Here is a 23155-nt window from a genome sequence, read left to right as displayed (position 1 = left end):
AAATTAAAATAGATTGTTTATCTGCTTAAGATAACTTAAAGCATTTGGCCCTTCATTAAAAAGTAAATCCAACACACTGGTATTTTCTACAAAACCATGTCTTTCTCCAAAAACCTGATTATATTCCTCCTGATCTAGTTTGATTTGACCCTTGGCATTTACTAAATGCCGCATGTCTTTGCCATCTCTAATTTCAACTTTATATGTTGAGGTTTCTTTTTTAGGTTTTTCTATGGATAGACTTGAACACAAAAAATCTATGGTTTTGAAGTTTAAATCAAGTAGGTAGGAATGTGGTTTTTCGTAAATTGGTGCTAAATCATCTTCATAGAATTCAAAAAAAGGGGAGGTGCGATATGCTGTTTGCAACGTACGCCAATGTTGCCGTTGCCAATTAGACGTATTGTCCAACTTCACCTCTTTATACTTTTGTCTTCCCTGGCTGCCACCAACATGGACAATAGGAATATTTAACATATGCTTTCCCAAATCAGTGCAGATATGACAACGATTACGATAGGTCTGTTTTTGGTAATTATCTTGAGTTTCCCAAATTACCTCAGTATTCGATATGACAGCCATGGTGGCTATGTTTGGAAAATAAACTGGATGAAGAACTGATTCCAAAATCTATTATGCTTTAGATTTTCTTCTTTTTCTGAAAAAATCGAAAACAAACCAACCTACCAAAAGAATTAGAAAATATTTGAAATAGGACCTTGGTTCGCCACTTCCTCCTACAGTTGTAAATACTCTATCCCAACGAATTTTCCAATTACCTATACTTTCATCAAAATTGTCAAAACTCATCCAAATAAATACAGGTTTTCCAACAATGTGATCTTCTGCCACATAACCCCATGCACGACTATCTTCTGAATGATCGCGGTTATCACCCATCATCCAGTAATAATCCTGTTTAAAAGTATATGAACTTGTTTCTTTATTATTGATGAAAACTTTATCACCAGTTACCTTAACATCATTATGCTCGTAGTCCCGTATAATTTTTTTATAAAATGGGATTGTTTTTGCATTTATATCTACCGTAGCACCAGCCTGAGGGACATAAATAGGTCCAAAATTGTCAACATTCCATTTATAATAAGGACTTTGCGGGAATACATTGTAGCCGGCCGTTCCTTTCGGAATCACTTCCATTACAATAGAATCTATATTTTTATTCTTTTTTAGTTCAGCAACCATATCGTCTGTCATGTTTGCCAAGCGTTGTCTGGGCGTTTCTTCTTTGAGTGATAATCGTAACTGTCTTATGATTTCCGGTGCTATTCCCTTTTTATCAGTAAAGATTACAGGTTTGTCATTTTCAGCTACCACTTGGAACCCATTTTGCATAAGCAAATTGGCCTGATTTTGAGTGATACTAGCAGGTATGTATTTACGTCTAAAATCATCTGCTCCAACCTCAGTCAACAACCGACTTGACACTCCTTTCTGAGCATAAACAATATAATTGTTCATCACCTTGGCTCGGTCAGATAATTTGAGTTTTTTTCCATTTATATGAACAAAACCATTAATTACAGCCAAGGAGTCCCCTGGGGTTCCCACACATCGCTTTACATAGTTTGACTTTTTATCAATAGGTTTTTTTACCCCTTTATCCTTAACAAAAAATTGCTTAACGGTATCAGCTGGCCAGCTAAAAACCACTATATCATTTTTTTTGGGAGATTCGAATCCGGGTAAGCGGAAATACGGAATCTGAGGCTTGTTTAAATAGGACCTTTTCTTTATTAGAGGTAATGTGTCATGAACCATAGGAGCAGCTACCGCCGTCATCGGGGTTCTAGCTCCGAAATGAAATTTACTGACAAATAAAAAATCTCCAACTCGCAAAGTACGTTCTAAAGAACCAGTAGGTATTACATAAGGTTGAATAAAATAAGTGTGAACCAAAGTAGCGGCAACAATAGCAAAAACAATGGAGCTAACCCACTCTCCAAGCCCTGTTTGTGGTTTAAGACTTCTATCCTCTATGTACAATATATCTTCAGCATAATTGATGTAATAGATGTAGAAACCAAGGGTTAAAATAACCAACCAAGTATCCCATAATTTATTTTTCCCAAAACTTCTAATGGTCTCTACCCAAACTACAGGAAACATCAATAAGTTGATAATAGGAATGAACAATAAAATCACCCACCATTTAGGACGATTTATGATTTGCATTAGGACTACTCCATTATATATTGGGATAGCAGCTTCCCAAGCTTTTCGGCCTGCTTTGACATAAAGTTTCCAGGTACCTAAAAAATGAATGACCTGAACTACTAGAATAAAAATAATCCACTGTGTACCGTTCATAAAAAGCGTTTTACTCGATAATCGAGATTTAAATGTTCCGAGGTTTACCTCGAAACCTAATTAGTTTTCAATATATCTCGAGGGCTTGCCCGAGGTAACTTATTCTTAGACTAACAAAGATAGGTTTTGTTACTATTTAACGAAGATTTAGCACATCTTCCATAGTATATATGCCTGTTTTCCTATAGAGCCATTCAGCGGCAATGATTGCACCAAGTGCAAAGCCCTCTCTGTTGTGTGCCGTATGTTTAATTTCAATGCTATCTACAGGGCTATCATATTTTATAGTATGTGTCCCTGGGGTTTTACCTATACGTTTTGATGTTATGGGAATTTCATTTTCGCCATTTTCTTGCATCTTCCAGCCTTCGTATCCAGAATTTTCAATCACACCTTCAGCTAGTGTTATAGCAGTTCCACTGGGTGCATCCAATTTTTGGGTATGATGTATTTCTTCCATAGAAATACTGTAATTCTTTACATCGGACATCATTTTTGCCAATTGCTTATTAAGCTGAAAAAAAACATTCACACCCAAACTAAAGTTAGAGGCATAAATAAAACCGCTATTATTTTTTTTGCAAATTGCAACAGCCTCATCAAATTTTGATAGCCAGCCAGTTGTACCAGAAATCATAGGAACATTATTTTTAAAGCTGTTTGTGATATTATCAAAAGCAGCATCTGGAGTGCTAAAATCAATACCCACATCTATTGATTCATATTCTATAATCTCAGTGTCTAAATCTACTTTAGCAACAATGGAATGTCCCCTTTCCAATGCTATTTTTTCTAGCATTTTACCCATTTTACCGTAACCAAATAATCCTATCTTCATTTTAAAATTTGATTAGTAGTGCCATACCATAGTTTGGTTGCGCTGTGACTTGATTATAGTCCAAATAGGGTTTAAAGTCCATGGATAACTTATCATCAATATTGTATTGTTTTAAATGTGCATCCACATTGGCATCTACAACATTAAGTGCATATAATAAGATGGTAATGAGCAATGCAAGGTCTCGCTGTTCTTGAAAGCGATTTTGAGCATCTTGAAGCGCAGTATCAGAAACATCAGGATTGTCGACTACCACACCACTTCCGTTAATATCATAAAACTCATCATCGATAAAACCAGCTCTCCTTCTTTTAAATGCATCTCTAAAACGATTGTATTCTGTATTGTTGAATGAGTAGGTATAAATTCCCGTACCAATGGCAGCCCATACAATTGGGGTTTTCCAATAACGTTTATTGTAAATTTGTCCCATACCAGGTAAAATTGCGGATAGAAAAGCTGCTTTGCTGGGCGCAAGTGGATTTATTTGTTTTTGAAAAGTTACCTCTTCAACAACAATTCCCTTACCCTTAAGGTCAGTTGATAATGAATCTGCCTTTTGTGTAGCAATGGAATCTTTTTTGGTTTCCTGTGAAAAAATTGAGCTAGTACATAGGCAAAGAGCAAGTATGATAAGGTATTTACCCACCTGTCAATATTTTTTTCAGCCTTTGAAACTCTTCTTTGGAATGAAAAGGGATAACAATTTTACCCTTACCATTTGCAGACGATGTCACATCTACTTTCACCGAAAGACTTTTTGTTATGGCATCAATATTTTTACTTATGTAGCCCGGTAATTCCTTTTCAGATGTTTTTTTGCTTTTAGAATCACCACCTTTGGATTCTTTAAAGGATTTTACCAATTGTTCGGTTTCCCGAACAGATAGCCCTTCGGCCACTATTCGTTCATAAATTGAAATCTGGTCTTTTTTCTTGTCAATATTTACCAAGGCTCGCCCGTGTCCCATGGAAACGAAACCGTCTCGCATCCCAGTTTGGATTATTGGATCCAACTTTAAAAGACGCATATAATTGGTGATGGTAGAACGTTTTTTGCCGACACGTTCGCTCAATTTTTCTTGGGTAATTTGGATTTCGTCAGTCAACCTCTGGTAAGACAAAGCAATTTCTATAGGGTCCAAATCTTGACGCTGTATATTCTCTACCAACGCCATTTCTAAAGATTCTTGGTCATTGGCAATTCTTATGTAAGCCGGAATTGTGTCTAGACCAACTAATTTTGAAGCTCTAAACCTCCGCTCTCCAGAAACCAATTGGAATTTATTAAAATCCAATTTTCTAACTGTAATCGGTTGTATGATACCTAATTCTCTGATAGAACTGGCCAATTCCTCAAGTGTTTCGTCATTGAAGTTTGATCGGGGTTGAAAAGGATTGACCTCAATTGAATTTACATCCAATTCCACAACATTACCTATAACCTTGTCCGCATTTTTGTCAGAAACGGATTGAATATCATTTTCCGGGTCTTTTAAAAGTGCGGATAGACCCCTGCCCAAAGCTTGCTTTTTTGTTGCTTTCGCCATCTAAACTTTTTCCTTGTTTTTATTCAAAATCTCATTAGCCAAGTTCAAATAATTGGATGCTCCTTTACTACTTGCATCATATTTGATAATACTTTCACCGTAACTCGGTGCTTCACTAAGTTTTACATTTCGTTGGATTATGGTATCAAAAACCATATCTGCAAAATGTTTTTTCACTTCTTCCACAACTTGATTTGATAACCTTAAACGGGAATCAAACATAGTAAGTAACATCCCTTCAATATCCAAATCTGGATTATGTATTTTTTGTACGCTTTTTACAGTGTTCAATAACTTTCCTAAACCTTCCAAAGCATAATACTCACATTGTATAGGTATCATCACAGAATCTGCAGCAGTCAATGCATTTAATGTCAAAAGCCCCAAAGAAGGTGCGCAATCTATCAAAATGTAATCGTAAGACTCTCGGAGCGTGCTTATGGCCTCTTTCATCATATACTCTCGATTGTCTTTATCTACCAACTCAATTTCAATGGCAACCAAATCTATGTGGGATGGTATTAAATCAACGTTTGGAGAATTTGTACCAACTATGGTGTCCGAAGCATTAAGGGTGTGTTCCAATAATTGATATGTACCTTTTTCCACATTATCTACCTCAATACCAAGTCCTGATGTGGCATTGGCTTGTGGATCTGCATCTATCAAAAGCACCTTCTTTTCCAACACTCCAAGTGATGCAGCCAAATTAACGGTGGTAGTGGTTTTGCCTACGCCGCCCTTTTGGTTTGCAATAGCAATTATTTTGCCCATTAGTCAAGTAAGTTAGGGGCTAAAAATACAATTATTTAGCGTGCCAAAAAATGTATTTTGTTAACACGAAGTGAATAAATAGGGAATGCGACGTTAAAGAAAGTTAAACAAATCGTTGTGAAATGTATAATTCGACTTTTATGACCAAAATTAATTGGACACGGGTATAAAATTTCAGGGATAAAGGGTCTTACTTTTCTTTATTTTTAATACTGTCTTCGTATTCTATTAGGAAAATTTCTTCGTCATCTTTCTTCATATAATATTGCTCGCGGGCAAATTTTTCTAACTCTTCAGGTGTAGAGAGTTCTTTTAGTGCCTTTTTGTCTTTTGCAATCTCGTTTTTTAGAAAGTCTTTTTGTTGCTCCAGCTTTTTAATTTCTTGCCGTAGCTCTAGATGGATGAGTAGTGAATTTGTATCAAAGAAAGCCATCCAAACTACATAGATGGTTAAGACTAGCACATAGGTATTGGTCAGTAGTTTAAACCATTTTTTTTGTCTTAATTCTTTTAAGCCCATAAATCAATTTAATTTATCATTGATTATGGTTTTTACAATATCCACCGCAACGGTATTATAATGGTTATTGGGAATGATAATATCCGCAAATTCTTTAGAAGGTTCAATAAACTGATTGTGCATTGGTTTTACTGCAGTCTGGTATCTATGGAGCACTTTTTCCAAGTCATGCCCACGTTCTTTAATATCTCGTTGTAACCTTCGTATCAAGCGTTCATCAGAATCTGCATGGACAAAAATCTTGATATCAAAAAGCTCACGTACTTTGGGGTTACTGAGTACAAGAATGCCTTCCACAATCATCACTTTTCTTGGTTCTGTTAGAATGGTTTCTTCCAAGCGAGTTTCTTCAACAAAAGAATATACCGGTTTTTGAATGGGCTTATTTTGTCTTAGCTGGTTGAGGTGTTCTATTAATAAATCAAAGTCAATGGAATTCGGGTGGTCAAAATTAACTTGACTCCGTTCTTCTTTTGTCATGTGTGACAGGTCATTATAATAAGAGTCTTGGGAAATAACCCCTACAACATTCTCTGGTAGTTCATTCACAATCTGATTTACCACAGTTGTCTTTCCGCAACCAGTTCCCCCAGCTATTCCAATTATAAGCATTCAAAAGAAGTTTGATTCAAAAGTAAGAATTTGATAATACACCTACTTCTAGTTTTAAAAATATTGAAGGACTAATTTATTGTAAATAGTACCTCCAAAAATTTAGCACTAGGTATGGTATACCTACTTTTGCCAAATGCAAATTGAAAATCAAAAGCCAAACTTTGAATTTGTGGCCCTCATGGCTTCCTTAATGTCTATAGTAGCTTTGGCTATTGACGCCTTATTACCTGCAATTTCTGATATAGGAATAGCAATTAATAGTATAGACCCCAAGGCAAATCAATTACTTATCACTATGATTTTTCTAGGATTAGGGGTAGGGCAGCTTTTTTTTGGACCGCTCTCTGACTCTTTTGGAAGAAAACCGGTGGTTTATATTGGGTTTATAGTGTTTGGAATAGCGAGTGTAATTTGTTTATTTGCTCCAAATATTGAAATAATGGTGGTTGGGAGGATTTTGCAGGGAATAGGTCTTTCCTCACCTAGAAGTATTACTATTTCTATAATTCGGGATTCTTATAAAGGAGACTATATGGCTAAAGTAATGTCATTTGTGGTTGCTTTTTTTATTTTGATACCAGTTGTTGCCCCTGCAATAGGTAAAGTTATTTTAGATGAATTTGGATGGGAAGCTATATTTTATTTTCAGTTATTGTTTGGCCTAATAGTAGCAATCTGGTTTTGGAAACGCCAAAAAGAGACGCTCAAACCAGAGTTCAAAATTCCTTTTTCTTCAAGTGTTTTCACTAGCGGGTTAAAAGAGTTTTTAAAGTATCCCGAGACTGTTGCTTTCACTATGATTTCCGGTTTGGTGACTGGAGCTTTCCTAGTTTATTTAAGTGCATCGCAGCATATTTTTGAAAACCAATACGATTTAAAAGAAGCTTTTCCATACATATTTGCAGGATTGGCGGTTTCTATAGGTCTTTCTACTTTTTTAAATGGCACTTTAGTATTGCGATTTGGCATGCGTAAACTTTCCTTTATGGCGCTTCTTGTTTTTTGTTCCATAGCCTTACTCTATGTTCTTTTGTTTTGGAAAGCAAGTAACCCGAGTATATACATTTTAGTTGGCTTCCTCTTTGTGCAATTTTTCTGTTTAGGTTTTATGTGGGGAAATTTTCGTTCAATTGCCATGGAACCAATCGGTCACATTGCGGGTATCGGAGCAGCGATCAATGGTTTTATTTCAACACTACTTTCTATACCAATAGCAAGTTTGATAGGCTATTATGTAAACGATACTGTTTGGCCAATGTTTTTTGGTTTAGCCATATGTGGATTAGCCTCATTACTCATATTCATGATTTCCAAAAGAAGCAAAAGAATGGCTACGCTTTAATTTGGTACAAAAACAACCCCACTACAGGAATCTTTAGAGGCACCAGTTACAGATGAAAGCACATTGATTTTATTTTCAGTTCTTAAGACTCCCATTAAGGCAAAAACTAGTGCTTCTTTAAAGTTGATGAGCTCTTTTGAAGGAATTTCTAGAGTAGCGATTCCGTTTAAATTTTCTCGAAGCTTTTTTATGAAAAAGTTGTTTAATGCACCACCACCACAGACAAGCATAGTATTTTCTTTTTTTAAAGTGTTGGCTTCAATACTTTGAGCAATTTGATAACAGTTATGATGAATAAATGTGTGAAGAAGGTCTTCAGTATTACTTTTTGAGGCTTCTATTAGTGGAATTATTTCATTCGTAAACCACTCGTAACCAGTTGATTTTGGAAACGGTAAACTGTAGTATTTTAACTTGTTCAAGTTGTCAAATAAATTTTTATCCAGTTTCCCTGAAGTTGCCAATTTTCCTCCCTCATCATATTCTAAATTGATTTTTTGAGTGATGTAATTCAAAGGCATATTTGCCAGTCCAATATCATAAGCTAGACGAACGCCATCTTTTTGAAAAGAAATATTACTAATTCCACCAAGATTTAGACAGAAATCATATTTATTGAATAAGATTTCGTCTCCTATGGGAACTAGAGGAGCACCATGACCTCCAAGTTTCACATCTAAAGACCTAAAATCACAGATTACTTTTTCACCGGCATAATCTGCTAATTCTTGTCCATTTCCCAACTGAAAAGTGTAGCTGTCCTCAGGTCTATGATGTGAAGTGTGACCATGACTAGCGATAAAATCAATATTTAAATTATTCTTTTGAATAAATTCCTTGGCTTGTTCGCCCAACCATTTTCCATACGTTTTATCAAGTTCCGAATGTGCTGCATCAGAAAGTAGAATAGCATTTTTTAGCTTTGGTTTCCAAGAATCACTGTAAGGTTGGGTTTTTGCTTCAATAATTTTGAAATCCCAAACTCCATTCTCTTTTTTCCAAAGTTGACAATAAGCCATGTCAAGACCATCTAATGATGTACCCGACATCATTCCCAAAATATTATATATTTTCATTTGTTTTTCTGAATTTTTAGGATAAGTGATACAGGTTTTTTTTCGGTATTGACAACTTCTGTAATTTCAGTGGTGGTATTTGCTAATTTATTAAGTTCAGCCAGCCAATCATCCAGTGTACGCGCATACCATTTATGACCATTCACAAAGCTGCCCGGTAGTCCTTTCCAAGAATCATTGAGCCACTGACTTTCATATGGTAAATTATTGGATAATAAAAAATAAGGGTGTAACGTTTGAATAATTACAACACCATTTGATGCAAGGGCTTTTAACGTGTTGTTTAATAGCTCTTCTAAACCTTCTTTAAGATAAAGACAGAAATTATATACTGCCATATCATACGGCGCTTGAGGAATTAATTTTCCTTTAATAATGTCTTCATAGGTCATTTGAAAATAGCTTTCATGTCCTTTTTCCTTTGCTGTCTCCAAAAGTGTTTTAATGGCATCTATTCCTACACCTTCTTTCCCCATTTTACTTATTTCTCTAACAAGCCAACCTTCACCACAACCTATATCGATAATGCTATTGGCCTTTGAATCCTTTATCTGATTGATGATAGCTTTGTTGGTAAATTTTCGGGATTCTATTTGGTTTTGTTCTATTACCGAAATCCATTCCTTTGCATTTTCTTCCCAAGAAGCAATAATATCATCACCCATTTTTTCCGTTTTTAATTTTTACTGGTAATTTACCCTTAGCTGAAGTTGTACCCATAAAATGGGCGGTGGCATTTTCTTGGAATGCTTTAAAATCTTGATAAACCAATAATGTTGCTTTGGTTTTAGTAAAGTCAAAAAGGTTTAAGACGTAAGGATTTCCAAATATGTAAAGTATTGAATTCTTGGAATTTAGTGTGTTTTTTAATAAGTCTAACTCTAAATCAGAAAGTCCAAAATTACCTTTAGGTTTCATTTTTGGTGGAAAGAGGGCGATTAAGACATTTTCACCTTTTATTGACTTGATTTCTTTTGTCAGTCCTTCAAAAAAATAATTATTTTTTGGGTTACCAATCTGTAGCAGTTCAACAGAATCACTTCGGAATTCTTTTATTATATTTTCATTCCCATGAAATATGCTAAGGCTTTCCACAGCTAATTCCTTTATAAGTTTTGAATAGTTTTTGGTATCTAGTATTTGAGGTGATTTCTCAAAAAACACTTTCTCTTTTAGCTTCCAAATACGCTCAAAGCTTTTCTCAATTTTTGTTTGATTGGACTTTTCTGATATGAAACCAATACCTTCTTGTGGGTTTTCTGCAAAGCAGAGCATGTCATTACCAGCTTCAAAGGCATTCCATTCCAATTCTCCTTTTTTTGGATATAATTTTGAAACCGCATGCATGTTTAAAGCATCTGATATAACTACACCATCAAACCCAAGTTCTTCTCTTAATATACCTTGAATAATTTCTTTTGAAACCGTAGCTGAAGTGTTACGTCCATTACCCAATGCTGGTACGGATAAATGACCGACCATTATTGAATCTATATCTTCTTTTATCAATTTTTGATAAGGATATAGCTCGTTATCGAGTAAAGTCTCTTTTGATTTTTTAATTGTTGGCAGGTCCAGGTGAGAATCAACAGCAGTATCTCCATGTCCTGGGAAATGTTTAAGGGAGTTTAAAACGCCAACACTTTGCATGCCTTGTAAAAATGCCTTTGCTTTTTCAGTAACCTCCTCTTTTTTATCACCAAAGGAGCGATAACCTATAACGGGGTTATCGGGATTATCATTTATATCCACTACTGGTCCTAAATTCCAATGGATATTCGCTTTTTTGCAATCTAAACCAATATATTGACCAACTTTAAAAATCAAGTCTAAACGATTTTGCAGGGCTCCTAAAGTAACGGCATAGGGGTATTGAGGCGTATTTTCAATTCGCATTGCTAAGCCCCATTCGGCATCGATAGCTATTAACAAAGGATATTCAGTGACCTTCTGGTAACGTGCAATAAGATATTTTAATCTTTCATAACTATTCTCATTGTATAAAACCTGTTTTTTTCCTTCAAAATTGGTAGCTGCACTGGCCCGACTATGAAAAAAACATAAACCACCGATACATTCTTCTTTAATTAATTTTTCTATCTGAAGTATTTCTTCTTCACTATCATTAATAAAAGCCGCTGGCATAAAGAGTTGACCTACTTTTTCTTGTGTAGTCAATTCCTTCTTAGCATCTATGTAGCTTTTAAAATTAATCATCTAGGGTCTTCGTTTTCTTTCCAAAATCAGCAGGGTATTTTATAAATTTCATTAAAAGAATTGCTGGTAAGGCAGCGATAACTACCCAAACAAAGAAGCCACTGTAACCAAGCCATTCTTGCATGTAACCACTTATCATTCCAGGGAGCATCATGCCTAAAGCCATAAAACCAGTCGCAATGGCATAATGGGATGTTTTTGATTTTCCTTCAGCTATATAAATCAGATACATTAAAAAAGCAGCAAAGCCAAAGCCATAGCCAAACTTTTCAAAAACTACAGTAGCAGTAACAGCTACTACACTTGTGGTTTTGGTAATTGCTAAGATTGCGTAAAGAATGTTTGGAATGTTTAATGAAAGTATCATGGGGAACATCCATTTTTTTAAACCATCTCTAGAAATAAGAATACCACCAAGAATACCACCGATAGATAGCATAATTACCCCAACTGTACCAAAAATAGTACCTAGCTGTTCAGTAGAGTAACCGAGTCCACCTTGCTCTGGTTGATCCAGTAAAAAAGGAGCTGCCATTTTTACCAATTGGGATTCACCTAAACGATAGGTGAGTATAAATACAAGTGCAATCCCAATATTGGGTTTTTTAAAAAAGGATTTAAATACTTCTAAAAACCCTTTTGGTTTTTCTTCAGATACGATATTTGAAACCTCATATTTTGGGGTGACGAAAAAGTTAGAAACGGTTAACAATAACATCAAAAAAGCGGAAGCGGTCATAGTTATGCTCCAGGCTTTAGTATTATCTCCATATTTATTTTCTAAAAAACCGGCAAGAACTACAATCAATCCCTCTCCGGTTACCATGGCCAGTCTATAAAAGGTGCTCCGCATACCAACAAAGAAGGATTGTTTTTTTTCTGTTAGTCCAAGCATGTAATATCCATCAGAAGCTATATCATTAGTAGCAGAAGCAAAAGCTGCCATCCAAAAACAGGCTAGGGTAGTCGTAAAGAACATATTTGTTGGTATTGTAAGACCAACACCAAATAAAGCGATAGCGATTAATAATTGCATAGCCAAGAACCATTTACGTTTGGTACTTTTTAAATCTACAAAGGGACTCCACAAAGGCTTTAGCACCCAAGGCAAATAGAGTAAACTAGTGTACAGTCCAATATCCTCATTGCTTACGCCAAGTTTTTTATACATGATAACCGAAACAGTGACCACTAACACATACGGTAACCCTTGGGTAAAATATAGTATAGGTACCCACACCCATGCTCCTTTGTCTTTTTGAATCATTTAGTTTGCTTTGTATCTAGAACTATTGGTTTACTTTCTTGACCAAATTTATTTATTAAAGTGATTGCAATTTGCTTTTTCCTCTGGATTTCATTTTTTGAAATTGAAAAAGAATCATTGCCGCTAAGGAATTTTTTTAGGACTAATTTATCCATGGGATAATTAGATGAAAGTTCTTTATCCAATTTATATATTAATGCATATCTCTGGTTTTTTAAAGAAGCGAAATTTAAATGAATACTATCCTTTGTTATCGTATTGGACAGTAACTCAAATGTATTTTCTTTTCTTTCTTTAAATAGCGGTGAGATTGGTGTTAGGGCTTTTTGTCTATAAAAGTTTCTTTTAAGATGCCGTACAATATCCTTATTTTTTTGCATTAAACTTTTTGCACTGAAAAAAATATTTCCAGCAATTTTAGTTTTTTCGCGCGACAACGCTATCTGATTAGGAATTTCTTTTTTCTTATCCCAAGCCTTATCACTATTATTTCGGATTTTGTAGGTGCCATTCCCCATATATAGATTTGTGTTTTCACTATTTTTCGCCCACCAATCAGTAATTATCCTATGTGATGCTACAGGAAGTTCCATGCTCCAATAGGCTTGTGGAGCTAGATAATCTATCCAACCTTTTTTCATCCATAATAAGGGGTCTGCATATAAATCTTCATAAGTAGTCTGACCAGCTTTTGTTGCTGAACCTCTAGGGTCAGTAGATTTGTTTTTCCAAACTCCAAAAGGGCTAATTCCAAATTGGACCCATGGCTTTTCTAATTTAATGACTTTATGAATGTTTTTAACCAGAGAGTCTACATTGCTCCGCCGCCAATCATCTAATTTTTGGTTTTGTAAAGCATGTTTTTGGTATGCAATTGAATCTCTAAATACTTCGTCTTTTATTTTATATGGATAAAAATAATCGTCAAAATGAATAGCATCTATATCATAGCTTATAACTATCTCTTTCATTATAGAAACCAACCTTTCTCTAACTTCTGGTAAACCTGGATTGTAATAATATTTTTTACCATATTTTATCATCCACTCAGGATATTGATTAAAATCATGCTTCGGACTCAAGCTTTCTATATTCAAATCAAAAGTAGCTCGATAAGGATTTAGCCATGCATGGAATTCCATTCCCCTTTTGTGGGTTTCGTTTATCATCCATTCCAATAAATCATCAACTATATCAGGTGCTTTCCCTTCCTCTCCTGTAAGATATCTAGACCAAGGCGCATATTCTGAATCGTAAAATGCATCCCCTGCAGTTCTTACCTGGACTATGGCTGCATTAAAATTAAGATCATCATAAAAGTCCAATATTTTTAGATAATCTTTTTTCTGTTTTTCGACAGCATCCTTTCCACTTTTAGGCCAATCAATATTAACCACAGTAGCTACCCAAAACCCTCTAAATTCTGTTTTTGGTTGTAGTACAGATTTATATGAAGAACATGAACACAGTGTAGCTGTGAAAACAAAAAACAATATTCTTTTCATCTTTTTTAAATAGTTTTCCAATAACTTAAAGTATTAGCTAAAAAAAATAAAGGCCTACTATCCAAAAGAATTATGTAGGCCTCTTCTAAAATTAAACTAAACAATTTTATAGTTGTGGGTCAGAAGGTGTATTTGGATTACTATTTCTTTCTGTATCAGGATAAGGATAAAAATTCCTGTTACGTTCTTCGGTATAGTTCATCGCTGCTCCGCTTGGTTCGGGTCTGTTAAAACGTCTACTGTCCTCTAAACTCAACCCTGTTAAAAATAACTCTGCTCTTCTATTTTGATAGACTTCATTTAACAAAGCTTCAACAGTTGCAGCACCAGAATAAGCCGCTATGTTTGCATTTACTCCAAACGGGTCGTCGTTATCTGTACGTACTTCATCAATCGCAGTTGTTGCTGCGGCAGTATCAGGAGCACTTTTTCTAAGATTAGCTTCTGCTATTATTAAATTCATTTCGTCAGGTATGTACAATGGGAGAGGTCCAGTATTCACATTAAAGAACCCTGCTAAATCTTCAATTGGCAATCCATTTTGGTTTGTCTCATCTAAAGGCACCAGATAAAAAGAAAATCGCCCGTCCGCAGCATCAAATACAAATTCTGTAGGTAACCCAAAATTATCACGTGGCTTAAAGTTTGGAGCGTCGTTTAAAAACACACGACTCCATATTGGATTTAAGTTTTGCGAATCGTAAACAAAAACTGAGGTAGATGAAAGGTCTACATTGTTTGCAGCTGAAATTGCTGCATCATAGTTGCCTGCAAAAAGGTTATATCTTGCGGACATTGCATTTATCGTATTCCCTAGATCAATATTTCCCAAGGTGACCTGTTCAATAAATTCTGTTGACGCTGGAGTACTAGCGATTAAAGACTGTGCTTCCTGTAACAGACTTATGGCAGTTTCATATCCGGATTGTCTAGGAACAAATTGTGCATTGTTATCGTTACTGGTTTGCACAATAACCTGCTCATAATTCTGAGATAGACTTCCTATGGCTAAAGCTTTAAATAATTTAGCATGAGCTATCAGACCGCTTTGAGTGCCTGGTTCCAAATCAATATTTGCAGTATTTGCTTCAATATCTTCAGCTATTTTGATAACTCTTAGCATAGTGGACCATAATCCTTGAACATTGGAATTAAAGTTTGGCAGAGCTGTTCCACCATCTTCTAATTCAATCATATTCTGAAAAGTAGTTGTAATACCTCCTTCTCTTGTAGTAACTGCTGGTGTTTCCACGACCCAGCGAACTCCTGTCGTAGAGTATAATTGTTGCATGCCTACAGCTGCAGCCAAAATTCCCTCCCTCGAAGAAAATGTTTGATCTGCAGTAGCGGAGTTTGGATTGTCAAAATCGGTTTCACATGAGGTTAATACCAACAAAATTGCTGACATAACCATTGTAACTGTTTTATATATGCTGTTATGTTTCATTTTATTGTTTTTAGAAATTAACATTAATACTAAATTGGTAGGTTCTTGGAATAGGTACACCTGCAAAATCAAATCCTCTGACACCATTACTCTGCCCAGCTGTATTTATTTCTGGGTCCCATCCACTATAATCATCCCAAGAAACTAGATTTCTACCAATAAGGCTTAGTTTAATATTATCGATGGACTTAAAAGGAGATTTAAAATCATAACTAATAGCTAATTCCCTTAATTTAACAAAAGAACCGTCTTCTACAAATTCCTCAAATATTCCAGCTTGTGCTCCACCAAAACCTTTAGGTCTGTTACCTAGCAATTCCTCTCCTACGTTAGAACCTCCACCAAAAATCACATTATCAAGCAGTCTTCTATTCCAGTTGAATACATCGAATCCTTGTACAGCGTCAAATTGAGCTCTTAACGTAAAATTCTTATATGAAAATTCGTTAATTAAAGACCCAAACCACTCTGGATTAGGATCACCAATAACTTTTGATGATGCACCATCTTCAGTAGTGCCCCTAAAAGGATATCCGTCTGCATCCAAAGAAATACTTCCATCAGCATCTCTGGCGTAGAATTGTCTGTAGAATACTCCCAATGGTTCACCTTCGATTACGAAATTAGTAGCAAAACTTCCAGCAAGAGCAAATTGTCCACCACCAGCTACACTGGTCACAACATTTTCATTTTTAGAATATGTTGCTGTAATATCCCAAGAGAAATCTTCGGTCTTAATTGGAGACCCTTTAAGCAAAAGTTCAATTCCTTTATTTTCTAGATTTCCAACGTTCTCTATCCTAGAGCCAAATCCAGTAGATGGCGCTAACTCTCTTGGCAGCAATAAGTCTGTTACATCTTGCTTATAATAAGTGAACTCAAGCCCTATTCTGTTATTAAGGAATCCTGCATCAAAACCAAATTCAATTTCTTCTTGACGCTCAGGAGCAATATTTAAGTCTCCTTGTTGTGTACTCGGTATTAAACTTGGAGATCCATTAATGGCTGAAGGATTAAGAAGAGTAAAACGCTGAAAAGCCGACAGTGCGGTTAGGTTTCCTGCTTGTCCCCAAGAACCTCTTAATTTAAAAATGCTAAATGCATCCCCAAAAGTATTTTCCCAGAAGTCTTCTTCCGACATTACGTAAGAAAGACTAGCTTTTGCGTATAATTGATTTCTTTCATCTTTACCAAAAGTTGAGGCACCATCCAGTCGTATAGCTCCGTTAACGTAAAGTTTATCTTTGTAACTAAAGGATTGCTGTAGAAATGAACCCCAATAAGAGATTTGTGATCTACTTTCTCCTTGTGCCAGAATACTGCCACTTTCTGCAGTTTCTACAATAGGAGGAAGCCCGTTGGCACTTATGCCTACTCTATCAAATTCTTCATATTGCCATGAACCACCAATTGTAGTGGTAGATGCAATATCTTGATTAATATCAAATTGATAGGATAGGTTTAAGTCACTATTGTATTGAAAATTGTTTATATCCGACCTTCGCGCAAATCCGTCTCCATTTGGTGAAGTATTGTTAATAGGGATAAATGCTGTAGCTGATTGATTAAAATAATCAAGACCCAAAGTATAATTGGCAGATAAACGTTCTGTGATTTTTGCATCCAGGGATACACTTGTGATAAATCGATTTGTTTTTTGTCCAAAATCGAATCTATTTACGGCTTCTAATGGATTTGTTCTTGGTACAAGTAGCGAGGTTATTGGATAAACTCCAGACTCATTAGGAAAAGGATTTACAGAATTATCGCTAAAAACAAAACCTGTAATTGCTCCATACGCAGAGTTTATACCCCCGTTGGGAATATCTTTACTTTGACTTCTTACATAGTTAAGACCAGCATTAATGGTCAACCAATCAAATGCTTTTTGTGTAAGGTTGGTTTTAAAGCCTATTCTTCTAAAATCAGTATTCTCTATAATACCCTCATTATCTAGTTGTGAAGCAGAGATAAAGTATGATGTTTTATCGTTACCTCCGGCAACTGATAAATAGTTTTCCAAGCCAAAGCCAGAACCAAAGAACTCATCTTGAAGGTCAAATCTAGTTACAGGTACCGTCTCTAAATCAGTTCGATCAAATGGATCTACCCAAGCTAGTGGCGCAGTATTATAATCGATTTTTTTTCTTAATTCATTAACTCGAACATTGGTTGAGAAACTAAACCTTGGTTCGCCAGACTTTCCCTTTTTTGTAAAAATCTGTACAACACCATTACTTGCTCTAGACCCATAGATTGCTGCTGCTGCTGCGCCTTTAATGATTTCTATACGCTCAACATCATTTGGATTTAAATCAGCTAGCCTGTTTTGAGCATTTCCCCCAAGGTCGACAAGTTGATTACTGGAATTACTAATAATAATTCCATCTACGATATATAAGGGGTCAGAATTACCTAAGACTGTACTTGGTCCTCTTAGTCTAATGCTAATTCCACCAGCTGGATCACCAGAATTCTGCTGAACTAATGCCCCCGTTATTTTACCGGCAATAGCTTGATCAACGGCAGTAGCACCATTATTTACTAAATCTTCTGATTTTACTGAGGAAATGGCATTACCTAAGGTTCGTTTATTAACTCCAACAGTATTACCAGTTACAATAACTTCATCTAAGTTTAGTAAATCTTCACTTAAGGTTACGTTATTTACAATTTCAGTAGCGGAGCCCAATACAATTGCAGTTCTCTTGGTAGAATACCCTAAGTAACTTACGATTAGAGTATAATTTCCAGAATCAAGGCTTCCCTTAAAAGAATAGTTTCCATCAAAATCGGTCACGGTGCCAATTGTGGTGTTTTCAATAAATACCGATGCTCCAGGTATTGGATTTCCGTTATCTCCGTCAGAAATATTCCCAGTAAAGGAATATTGTAAGGTTTGACCAGCAACAGATGCCGAGGCTAAAAAAAATATACCCAACAATAAGTGGAGCAACTTTTCTTTAACAAAGTTGATTTTTTTCATAAAGTGTTCGTTTTTAGTTAAAGTAGAATAGTCTTCTAAAATTTTATTCAAGTAATGTACGTTAGTACTTTATAAAAATATGCAAAAAATTGCAACAATATTTTTTTTTGCAATCTTTTTAGTTAAAAAAGTCATTGATTATTGTTGATATTGTGAATATTTGCAATATTTTGCATGATAGATAACTAACCAGTACAGCAAATGTTGAAAGAAGAGCGTCATCAAATCATCTTGAATGAGGTAAGGGTGCACAACAGAATTTTATTAACTGATATTGCAAATCTTTTAGATGTTTCTGCTGATACTATAAGGAGAGACATAAAAAGCCTGGATAACCAAAAAAAGCTAAAAAAGGTTCATGGTGGGGCTGTTTCTCTAGGATTCAATAACTATAATCCTACCATTGAAGATATTTATGCACTTTCTGAAAAGAAAATGATTGCTAAAAAGGCTATTCAACTTTTAAAGGATGGCCAGGTGATATTATTAACCGGAGGAACAACAAATATTGAAATCGCCAAATTAATACCAGCAAGATTAAAGCTAACTTGTTTTACACCAAGTCTACAAGTTGCTATACAAATGCTGAATAAACCTGATATAGAAACAGTTTTTATTGGGGGAAAACTTTCCAATAATTCACAAATTACAATTGGTGGCAACGCAATAAACATGTTATCACAAATAAAAACCGATATCTGTTTTTTAGGAACTAACTCTATAAGTTGTATAGACGGACTATCCGAATTTGATTGGGATATTGTACAGGTAAAAAGGGCTATGATAAGAACTTCTTCGAAAGTGGTTTCGCCGTCTATTTCGGAAAAATTGGATTCTACCCAACGCTATAAAATTTGTGAAATTGAAGCAATAGATATTTTAATAACGGAGCTTGAGCCTTCCAATTCGCTATTAAAGCCTTATGCTGATAGAGGCTTGTCAATACTATAAACACCTTACACGTCATACATAACAGGCTTAATTAAAACCTGTGGCGAACAAAACCTTCTATTGCGGCATATTCTGCAAGGCCAAGTTTTCTGTATTTATCTGCAGTATTCTTGTTTCGCTCCTCCGCTCGCATCCAAAATTCCCTAGTATCATCTCCTTGGAACATTACACCGTCTTTCTGTGATTGATGGCAGAATATAGCATTACGTTTTTTGAGCACTTGTACAGGACTCATGGGTACTGCCATCTCTATTTCGTGGATATCCCATTCGTGCCATGCACCTTTATACAACCAAACCCAACAGTCTTTCATAAAGGATTTCGGTTTTAGTATTTCAAGGGCAGAATAAACGGCATCCAAGCAAACACTGTGTGTTCCATGTGGGTCAGCTAAATCCCCAGCAGCATAGATTTGATGCGGTTTTACTTGGTCAATAATTCTAACCATGATGTCAATATCATCCTTGGAAAGGCTTTTCTTTTTTATTGTTCCTGTCTCATAGAAAGGTAAGTCCAAAAAGTGTACGTTTTTGTCTCTCAAACCTAAATATCTTGTAGCCGCATAAGACTCACCTCTTCGGATACTACCTTTTAAATTTCTTACTTCAATTGGATCTACGGTACTCTCCGTTTTGTTTCTTAAAGAAGTCATTATTTGATTAACCTCATTGGAAGGACTAATACTTTTACATATTTCAGCGAATTTTAATGCTTCAGTGTCACTTACAGCAATATTTCCAGAGGTTTGATAGACTACATGCACCTCATGCCCTTGTTCGATTAACCTATCAAAAGTGCCACCCATTGAAATAACATCGTCATCTGGGTGAGGACTAAAAATTATAATTCTCTTTTTCTCGGGTAATGCTCTTTCAGGTCTATTGGTATCATCCGCGTTTGGTTTACCACCTGGCCAGCCAGTAATTGTATGTTGCAGCTTATTGAACATTCTTATATTTAGGTCGTAAGAATCTTGTTGTGCCAATAAACCAGACATTCCATTGTCATTATAATCCTTGTCCGTAAGACTTAATATAGATTTACCGAGCGTAATACTTAACCATAGTACCGCTTTTGCCGTTAGAGCAGGAGTCCAATCACAAGACTCATCTACTAACCATGGAGTTTTATTTCTGGTAAGTTTACTACCTGCACCATTATCTAAAACAAAAGTGCAATTATCATGCTCTTGTAAGTAAGTGGCCGGTACTTCTGATGAAATTTCTCCTTCAACAGTTTTTTTGATAATGTCGGCTTTATTTTGCCCCCAACCTAGTAAGACTATTCTTTTTGCATTCCGTACGGTCGCTATCCCCATAGTTATGGCCCTCCTTGGGACATTGTCAATACCTAGAAAAGCTGGAGCTGCATCAACTCGTGTTATATGATCTAAAGTAATTACTCGAGTTCCAGAATTAAAGTGGGAACCAGGTTCATTAAAACCTATATGCCCTGTCCTACCAATACCTAAAAGTTGAAAATCTATTCCCCCTAAATCTTTTATTTTTTTCTCATAGGCCAAGCAATAAGGAATAACCTCATCTCCAGTAAGTGTCCCATCTGGAATATTTACATTTTCGGGTGAAATATCAATATGGTTAAATAGGTGCTCGTGCATAAAGTAAAAATAACTTTGCCTGTTATCTTTCTCCATGGGCAAATACTCATCAAGATTAAAGGTTATTACGTTGGAAAATGACAACCCTTCTTCTTTGTGCATACGAACCAATTCTTCATAAACTCTAATCGGAGAAGAACCCGTGGCCAGACCAAGAACACATTTTTTTGCTTCTTTTTGCTTCTTTTTAATGAGCTCTGCAATTTCTTTTGCAACTATTACCGAGGCTTCATTCGAGTTATCAAAAATGATATTATGAATTTTTTCGAACCTAGTCTCTTCAAATTGACCTACAGGTCTATACGATATATCAAAATGTCTTCTATTTTGTGTTGCCAATTCCATGGATTCTTGACTATTTAAAATTATTATAGTATTTAATTTTCGTTTTAAATCGACACAAATATATGATTTTTTGCTGTTTTTTGCTGTTTTTTGCTGTTTTTAATGCTTTTTTATGCAATAAATAACAATTAATTTACATTAAAGAAGAGTAAAACAGCATAATATTCAAATTACTATCTTTGGATGCAACTAGAGTGTTAACCATGTTAAAAGAAGAACGACAGCGAATTATACTAAATGAAGTAGAGCTTCATAATCGTGTGCAGCTAACGGATATTGCTGAGAAATTAGATGTTTCTATAGATACCGTACGCCGGGATGTTAAAGAGTTAGATGCTGAAGCTAGACTTAGAAAAGTACATGGGGGAGCTATTTCTTTAGGATTTGCAACATATAGTCCTAAAAGGAACAGTGTCTATGCTTTGGATGAAAAAATCATTATTGCAGAAAAAGCGGCCAAACTTTTAAAGGAAAACAGTGTAGTTTTAATAGATGGTGGCACTACCTGTCTTGAACTGGCAAGACTTTTGCCTGCGGAACTAAAACTAACTTGCTTTACTTTGAGCCTTCCTGTAGCTATGGAACTGTTGCATAAACCTAATGTAGATACTATTTTTATTGGTGGGCAACTTTCTAAAGATGCACAGATTGTTTTGGGATCTAATACGATTAACAATTTATCTGAAATAAAAGTGGATTACAGTTTTATTGGAACTGGTTACGTTGACGTTCAATTTGGGCTTACGGAGTTTGACTGGGATATTGTACAGACAAAAAAGGCAGTGATTAAAGCATCTAAAAAGACAGTTTTGCTTTGTATTTCTGAAAAACTGAACTCACAGCACCGTTTTAAGACTTGCGATTTAAATGCTGTACACTCTTTGGTTACAGAGTTAGAGCCTACCCACGACCTTTTGAGAAATTTTAGAAATCAGGAAATAGCGTTATTATAGTATGGGCGATTATCAAAAAATAACAGAATTAGCATCATTACACGACAATCTAGAAAAGATGAGTTCCGAAGATTTATTGAAAAAAATAAATCAAGAGGATAAAAAAGTAGCGGATGCAGTTTCGGAAGTAATTCCCCAAATAAGTAAATTGGTAAATGAGCTTGAAAAACGCTTTAAAAATGGGGGTAGGTTATTTTATATTGGTGCAGGCACAAGTGGGCGTTTAGGTATTCTTGATGCATCTGAAATTCCTCCTACCTTTGGAATGTCTCACGATAAAGTTATAGGTATTATTGCAGGTGGCGATGGTGCCATACGCAAAGCAGTAGAGTTTGCAGAAGATAATACAATACAAGCTTGGAAGGATCTACAAGAATTCAATATAAATAATAATGATACTTTAGTTGGTATAGCCGCATCTGGTACAACTCCATATGTTTTGGGAGGAATTAAAGATGCAAAGGCAAATGGACTTTTAACTGCAGGAATAACAAATAATCCCGGTTCTCCTTTAGCTACAGAAACTGATATCCCAATCGCAATAAATGTGGGGCCAGAATTTGTTACTGGTAGTACAAGAATGAAAAGCGGTACTAGCCAAAAGCTGGTCTTAAATATGATTTCCACAGCTTTGATGATTAAAATAGGGCGTGTTAAAGGAAATAAAATGGTTGATATGCAATTGAGCAATAACAAGCTGGTCGACCGAGGTGCCCGTTATTTGGTAGAAGCATTGGATTTATCTTATAGTGAAGCTGAGAAGGCTTTAAAAAAACATGGGTCAGTTAGAGAAGCTATAAAAGCGAATCAAAACTAAATG

General features: G+C 35.5%; 20 protein-coding genes. 4 read left to right on the top strand and 16 right to left on the bottom strand.

Going from position 1 to position 23155, the window contains the following annotated elements:
- Positions 1-3 precede the first annotated feature (3 nt).
- From AACP56_RS03365 to udk, 8 genes are all read right to left on the bottom strand, one after another.
- Entirely contained in the window at positions 4-582 is a 579-nt protein-coding gene (locus AACP56_RS03365; protein WP_445227692.1) for a WbqC family protein, read from the bottom strand.
- 51 nt (positions 583-633) lie between these two features.
- The gene (lepB, locus tag AACP56_RS03360; protein ID WP_339333434.1) at positions 634-2331 is read right to left on the bottom strand and encodes a signal peptidase I; all 1698 of its coding nucleotides are present in this window, start codon (positions 2329-2331) and stop codon (positions 634-636) included.
- 136 nt (positions 2332-2467) lie between these two features.
- Positions 2468-3169: a 4-hydroxy-tetrahydrodipicolinate reductase gene (gene dapB, locus AACP56_RS03355; protein ID WP_339333436.1), complete on the bottom strand. Its 702-nt coding sequence runs from the start codon at positions 3167-3169 to the stop codon at positions 2468-2470.
- A gap of 1 nt (position 3170) precedes the next feature.
- Entirely contained in the window at positions 3171-3818 is a 648-nt protein-coding gene (locus tag AACP56_RS03350) for a DUF5683 domain-containing protein (RefSeq protein ID WP_339333438.1), read from the bottom strand.
- Complete coding sequence (locus AACP56_RS03345; protein WP_339333440.1) at positions 3811-4719, bottom strand: ParB/RepB/Spo0J family partition protein; 909 nt, start codon at positions 4717-4719, stop codon at positions 3811-3813. The genes AACP56_RS03350 and AACP56_RS03345 overlap by 8 nt, the downstream gene beginning before the upstream one ends.
- On the bottom strand, positions 4720-5493 hold the full coding sequence (locus tag AACP56_RS03340) for a ParA family protein (RefSeq protein WP_339333442.1): 774 nt from the start codon (positions 5491-5493) through the stop codon (positions 4720-4722).
- Between the two features lie 190 nt (positions 5494-5683).
- Entirely contained in the window at positions 5684-6013 is a 330-nt protein-coding gene (locus AACP56_RS03335; RefSeq protein WP_339333444.1) for an FtsB family cell division protein, read from the bottom strand.
- Positions 6014-6016: 3 nt separating this feature from the next.
- The gene (gene udk / locus AACP56_RS03330; protein WP_339333446.1) at positions 6017-6625 is read right to left on the bottom strand and encodes a uridine kinase; all 609 of its coding nucleotides are present in this window, start codon (positions 6623-6625) and stop codon (positions 6017-6019) included.
- A gap of 136 nt (positions 6626-6761) precedes the next feature.
- On the opposite strand from udk, the gene AACP56_RS03325 reads away from it, so the two are divergent.
- Complete coding sequence (locus tag AACP56_RS03325; protein ID WP_339333448.1) at positions 6762-7970, top strand: multidrug effflux MFS transporter; 1209 nt, start codon at positions 6762-6764, stop codon at positions 7968-7970.
- Here AACP56_RS03325 and AACP56_RS03320 read toward each other — a convergent pair.
- The 7 genes from AACP56_RS03320 to AACP56_RS03290 all read right to left on the bottom strand — a co-directional run bounded on the left by AACP56_RS03320 (position 7967) and on the right by AACP56_RS03290 (position 18468).
- Positions 7967-9046, bottom strand: a complete 1080-nt coding sequence (locus AACP56_RS03320; RefSeq protein WP_339333450.1) for an anhydro-N-acetylmuramic acid kinase — start codon at positions 9044-9046, stop codon at positions 7967-7969. The genes AACP56_RS03325 and AACP56_RS03320 overlap by 4 nt on opposite strands.
- A complete protein-coding gene (locus AACP56_RS03315) occupies positions 9043-9711 on the bottom strand; it encodes a class I SAM-dependent methyltransferase (protein ID WP_339333452.1) in 669 nt (222 codons plus the stop codon). Before AACP56_RS03315 ends, AACP56_RS03320 begins: the two co-directional genes overlap by 4 nt.
- Positions 9704-11263, bottom strand: a complete 1560-nt coding sequence (locus tag AACP56_RS03310; RefSeq protein WP_339333454.1) for a glycoside hydrolase family 3 protein — start codon at positions 11261-11263, stop codon at positions 9704-9706. The genes AACP56_RS03315 and AACP56_RS03310 overlap by 8 nt, the downstream gene beginning before the upstream one ends.
- Positions 11256-12530, bottom strand: a complete 1275-nt coding sequence (locus tag AACP56_RS03305; protein WP_339333456.1) for an MFS transporter — start codon at positions 12528-12530, stop codon at positions 11256-11258. Before AACP56_RS03305 ends, AACP56_RS03310 begins: the two co-directional genes overlap by 8 nt.
- Positions 12527-14035 (bottom strand): glycoside hydrolase family 10 protein, encoded by a 1509-nt coding sequence (locus AACP56_RS03300; RefSeq protein ID WP_339333458.1) that lies wholly within the window; start codon positions 14033-14035, stop codon positions 12527-12529. The genes AACP56_RS03305 and AACP56_RS03300 overlap by 4 nt, the downstream gene beginning before the upstream one ends.
- A 106-nt stretch (positions 14036-14141) precedes the next feature.
- On the bottom strand, positions 14142-15482 hold the full coding sequence (locus AACP56_RS03295; RefSeq protein WP_339333460.1) for a RagB/SusD family nutrient uptake outer membrane protein: 1341 nt from the start codon (positions 15480-15482) through the stop codon (positions 14142-14144).
- Positions 15483-15492: 10 nt separating this feature from the next.
- The gene (locus tag AACP56_RS03290; RefSeq protein WP_339333462.1) at positions 15493-18468 is read right to left on the bottom strand and encodes a SusC/RagA family TonB-linked outer membrane protein; all 2976 of its coding nucleotides are present in this window, start codon (positions 18466-18468) and stop codon (positions 15493-15495) included.
- A 201-nt stretch (positions 18469-18669) separates the two neighbouring features.
- On the opposite strand from AACP56_RS03290, the gene AACP56_RS03285 reads away from it, so the two are divergent.
- Complete coding sequence (locus AACP56_RS03285) at positions 18670-19419, top strand: DeoR/GlpR family DNA-binding transcription regulator (protein WP_339333464.1); 750 nt, start codon at positions 18670-18672, stop codon at positions 19417-19419.
- 31 nt (positions 19420-19450) lie between these two features.
- Here AACP56_RS03285 and nagB read toward each other — a convergent pair whose 3' ends face one another.
- Positions 19451-21382 (bottom strand): glucosamine-6-phosphate deaminase, encoded by a 1932-nt coding sequence (gene nagB / locus AACP56_RS03280; protein ID WP_339333466.1) that lies wholly within the window; start codon positions 21380-21382, stop codon positions 19451-19453.
- A 203-nt stretch (positions 21383-21585) separates the two neighbouring features.
- Between nagB and AACP56_RS03275 the strand changes: the two genes are divergently transcribed.
- Both AACP56_RS03275 and murQ read left to right on the top strand, forming a co-directional pair.
- A complete protein-coding gene (locus AACP56_RS03275) occupies positions 21586-22335 on the top strand; it encodes a DeoR/GlpR family DNA-binding transcription regulator (protein ID WP_339335472.1) in 750 nt (249 codons plus the stop codon).
- A gap of 1 nt (position 22336) precedes the next feature.
- Positions 22337-23152 (top strand): N-acetylmuramic acid 6-phosphate etherase, encoded by an 816-nt coding sequence (gene murQ, locus AACP56_RS03270; protein WP_339333468.1) that lies wholly within the window; start codon positions 22337-22339, stop codon positions 23150-23152.
- The last annotated feature ends 3 nt before the right edge of the window (positions 23153-23155 follow it).

The organism is Croceitalea sp. MTPC6, assembly GCF_036985525.1.
Classification (GTDB): Bacteria; Bacteroidota; Bacteroidia; order Flavobacteriales; family Flavobacteriaceae; genus Croceitalea.
Note: the sequence above shows the minus strand (reverse complement) of the source record. Positions and strands in the feature narration are given on the sequence as shown.

Excerpts from the sequence above, each read along its gene's own strand:
- nagB (WP_339333466.1), bottom strand. The coding sequence starts at position 21,382 with ATGGAATTGGCAACACAAAATAGAAGACATTTTGATATATCGTATAGA.
- AACP56_RS03315 (WP_339333452.1), bottom strand. The coding sequence starts at position 9,711 with ATGGGTGATGATATTATTGCTTCTTGGGAAGAAAATGCAAAGGAATGG.
- dapB (WP_339333436.1), bottom strand. The coding sequence starts at position 3,169 with ATGAAGATAGGATTATTTGGTTACGGTAAAATGGGTAAAATGCTAGAA.
- AACP56_RS03320 (WP_339333450.1), bottom strand. The coding sequence starts at position 9,046 with ATGAAAATATATAATATTTTGGGAATGATGTCGGGTACATCATTAGAT.
- lepB (WP_339333434.1), bottom strand. The coding sequence starts at position 2,331 with ATGAACGGTACACAGTGGATTATTTTTATTCTAGTAGTTCAGGTCATT.
- AACP56_RS03345 (WP_339333440.1), bottom strand. The coding sequence starts at position 4,719 with ATGGCGAAAGCAACAAAAAAGCAAGCTTTGGGCAGGGGTCTATCCGCA.
- murQ (WP_339333468.1), top strand. The coding sequence starts at position 22,337 with ATGGGCGATTATCAAAAAATAACAGAATTAGCATCATTACACGACAAT.
- AACP56_RS03310 (WP_339333454.1), bottom strand. The coding sequence starts at position 11,263 with ATGATTAATTTTAAAAGCTACATAGATGCTAAGAAGGAATTGACTACA.
- AACP56_RS03335 (WP_339333444.1), bottom strand. The coding sequence starts at position 6,013 with ATGGGCTTAAAAGAATTAAGACAAAAAAAATGGTTTAAACTACTGACC.
- AACP56_RS03275 (WP_339335472.1), top strand. The coding sequence starts at position 21,586 with ATGTTAAAAGAAGAACGACAGCGAATTATACTAAATGAAGTAGAGCTT.
- udk (WP_339333446.1), bottom strand. The coding sequence starts at position 6,625 with ATGCTTATAATTGGAATAGCTGGGGGAACTGGTTGCGGAAAGACAACT.
- AACP56_RS03290 (WP_339333462.1), bottom strand. The coding sequence starts at position 18,468 with ATGAAAAAAATCAACTTTGTTAAAGAAAAGTTGCTCCACTTATTGTTG.
- AACP56_RS03340 (WP_339333442.1), bottom strand. The coding sequence starts at position 5,493 with ATGGGCAAAATAATTGCTATTGCAAACCAAAAGGGCGGCGTAGGCAAA.
- AACP56_RS03295 (WP_339333460.1), bottom strand. The coding sequence starts at position 15,482 with ATGAAACATAACAGCATATATAAAACAGTTACAATGGTTATGTCAGCA.
- AACP56_RS03300 (WP_339333458.1), bottom strand. The coding sequence starts at position 14,035 with ATGAAAAGAATATTGTTTTTTGTTTTCACAGCTACACTGTGTTCATGT.
- AACP56_RS03365 (WP_445227692.1), bottom strand. The coding sequence starts at position 582 with ATGGCTGTCATATCGAATACTGAGGTAATTTGGGAAACTCAAGATAAT.
- AACP56_RS03285 (WP_339333464.1), top strand. The coding sequence starts at position 18,670 with ATGTTGAAAGAAGAGCGTCATCAAATCATCTTGAATGAGGTAAGGGTG.
- AACP56_RS03325 (WP_339333448.1), top strand. The coding sequence starts at position 6,762 with ATGCAAATTGAAAATCAAAAGCCAAACTTTGAATTTGTGGCCCTCATG.
- AACP56_RS03305 (WP_339333456.1), bottom strand. The coding sequence starts at position 12,530 with ATGATTCAAAAAGACAAAGGAGCATGGGTGTGGGTACCTATACTATAT.